Origin of the sequence: Kitasatospora sp. NPDC018058 (genome assembly GCF_044327205.1) — a bacterium.
Taxonomy (GTDB): domain Bacteria; phylum Actinomycetota; class Actinomycetes; order Streptomycetales; family Streptomycetaceae; genus Kitasatospora.
The window spans coordinates 1-2151 of the sequence record NZ_JBIRFA010000134.1; the positions used below are offsets into that span (position 1 = coordinate 1).

2 protein-coding genes are annotated in these 2151 nt (G+C 71.5%); both read right to left on the reverse strand.

The genetic code is table 11. The annotated features are described in order from the left end of the window. On the reverse strand, positions 1 to 1811 hold a 1811-nt coding region (locus ACH4E7_RS45530), incomplete at its 3' end, for a DUF4118 domain-containing protein (protein WP_396255120.1). Between the two features lie 129 nt (positions 1812 to 1940). Beyond that, positions 1941 to 2151, reverse strand: a 211-nt coding sequence (locus ACH4E7_RS45535; protein ID WP_396255121.1) for a potassium-transporting ATPase subunit C, incomplete at its 5' end; no start/stop codon positions are given.

Genomic DNA, 2151 nt, shown 5'->3' on the forward strand with positions numbered 1-2151 from the left:
TCGCGCTCCAGCGCGGCGGCGACGTGGGCGGCGAAGGCGGTGAGCACCCGCTGGTCGGCGGCGGGCAGCCGGCGGCCGGTGAGCACCAGAACGGCCCGCTCTCCGACGGCTACCTCGGTGGCCTCCTCCTGGCTTCCGGTCTCGACGTCTCCGTCCGTCTCGGCATCACTGCGCGCGATGGTCTCTCCCGTGAGGCTGTCGAGCAGGGCGACGGCGTCCATCCCGAAGGCCGTCCGGGACTTCTCCAGCAGGGCGGGCAGCGCGTCGGCGCCGCGCAGCACGCTGCCGGCCAAGGTGGAGAGGGTCTCGGCCTCGGCGGTGGCCCGGGCGGCCCGCGCGGTGAGCCGGCCGGCGTGGTCGACCACGGTGGAGACGGTCAACGCGACGGTGGCGAAGACCACCAGGGCGACGATGTTGTTGGCCTCGTCGATGGTCAGGGTGTGGAGGGGCGGGATGAAGAAGTAGTTGAGCAGCACCGAGGCGATGACCGAGGCCAGCAGGGCGGACAGCGCACCGCCCAGCAACGCCACGACGACGACACCGAGTTGGAAGATCAGCGCGTCCGTGGTCAGGTTGAGTGTGCTACGGAACGGCGACAACGCGACGGTGAGCAGCAGGGGAACGATCAGGCCCGCCGCGTAGCCGGCGATGGTGCGGCGCCTGGAGTGGCGGCGGCCGAGCGAGGGCAGCCGGCCGCGGCCGGTGAACTCGTGGGTGACCATGTGGACGTCGATGTCCTCGGAGGCGTCCACGGTGGTCTGCCCGGTGCCGGGGCCGGTGAGGAAACGGTTGATCCGGCCGCGGCGACTGGTGCCGAGCACCAGCTGGGTGGCGTCGTGGGCGCGGGCGAAGGCGAGCAGCGCGGTGGGGATGTCGTCTCCGACGACCACGTGGTAGCTGCCACCCAGGTCCTCGACCAGTTGCCGCTGCTGGGCGAGCGCGCCGGAGGAGGCGCCGGCCAGGCCGTCGCTGCGGGTGACGTGGACGGCCAGCAGCTCGCCGCCGGCGGTGCGGTCGGCGATCCGGGCGGCGCGGCGGATCAGGGTCTCGCCCTCGGGGCCGCCGGTGAGGGCGACCACGACCCGCTCACGGGTCTCCCAGACCCGGTCGATGCTGTGGGCCGCGCGGTAGTCGCGCAGGCCCTCGTCCACCCGGCCGGCCACCCAGAGCAGGGCGAGTTCGCGCAGGGCGGTGAGGTTGCCGACCCGGAAGTAGTTGGAGAGCGCGGCGTCCACCTTCTCCGCCTTGTAGACGTTGCCGTGGGCCATCCGCCGGCGGAGCGCCTGCGGGGCCATGTCGACGAGTTCGATCTGGTCGGCGCGGCGGACCACCTCGTCCGGGACGGTCTCGCGCTGGGGGATGCCGGTGATCTTCTGGACGACGTCGTTCAGCGATTCCAGGTGCTGGATGTTGACGGTGGTGATGACGTCGATCCCGGCGGTGAGCAGTTCCTCGACGTCCTGCCAGCGCTTGGCGTGCCGGCCGCCGGGGATGTTGGTGTGGGCGAGCTCGTCCACCAGGACGACGGACGGGCGGCGGGCGAGCACCGCGTCGAGGTCCATCTCCTCGAACTCGGCGTCCCGGTAGGTCCGTCTGGTACGCGGCATCACCTCCAGCCCGTCCACCAGCCCTTCGGTGAACCTCCGCCCGTGACACTCGATGAACCCGACCACCACCTCCGCGCCACGGTCCTGTCGGCGGTGGGCCTCGTCCAGCATCCGGTACGTCTTGCCGACACCGGGGGCCGAGCCGAGATAGACCCTCAGCCGGCCGCGGCGATGAACGGTGCCGGGGGCGAGGTCGCGGGCCATGGGCGCTGCTCTTTCCTTGTGTGGCTGGCAGGTTGGTGGTGCGCAGACATGGGCGACCGACCCGGGCCCGGGGGTGCGCTCCCCCGTACCCGGGTCGGTCCGGTCACTCGGCAGATCGATGGAGTGTCATCACTTCTGCTCGCTGAGCGCCTTGTTGAGCAGCACGACGTTCACGCCGTCCTGTCCGAGGAAGCCGGCCGAGCGGCCCTCGGTGTACTTCTCGACCAGCTGGTTCAGCTTGTCGGCCGGGAGGTTGCGCTCCTTGGCGACCCGGTTGACCTGCTCCTTGGCGTAGGCCACCGAGATGTGCGGGTCGAGGCCGGAGCCGGAGGCGGTCAGC